Origin of the sequence: Pseudomonas sp. SIMBA_068 (assembly GCF_046534705.1) — a bacterium.
GTDB lineage: Bacteria > Pseudomonadota > Gammaproteobacteria > Pseudomonadales > Pseudomonadaceae > Aquipseudomonas > Aquipseudomonas putida.
Window position 1 is genome coordinate 1 of the sequence record NZ_JAWRYI010000456.1, and the last position, 274, is coordinate 274.

1 protein-coding gene is annotated in these 274 nt (G+C 56.9%); it reads left to right on the forward strand.

From position 1 onward, the window contains the following. The coding region (locus SB756_RS29940) for a 3-hydroxyacyl-CoA dehydrogenase NAD-binding domain-containing protein (protein ID WP_410913214.1) at nucleotides 1-274 on the forward strand (274 nt) is incomplete at both ends.

Below are 274 nucleotides of genomic sequence, written 5' to 3' on the forward strand. Positions count from 1 at the left end.
GGCATCTTCCTCAACGATCAGTACGTGAAAGGTCTGGCGAAAAAGCGCGGCAGCGAAAGCGGCGCACCCGCTCAGGCAGCGGTACTGGGCGCAGGCATTATGGGTGGCGGCATCAGCTACCAGTCTGCGTGGAAAGGCGTGCCGGTCAGAATGAAAGATATTAATCCACAGGCGTTAACGCTGGGGATGAACGAAGCCAGCAAGCTGCTCAATAAGCTGCTGGAACGCGGCAAAATCGACGGCAACAAACTCGCCAGTGTGATCGCCACTATCC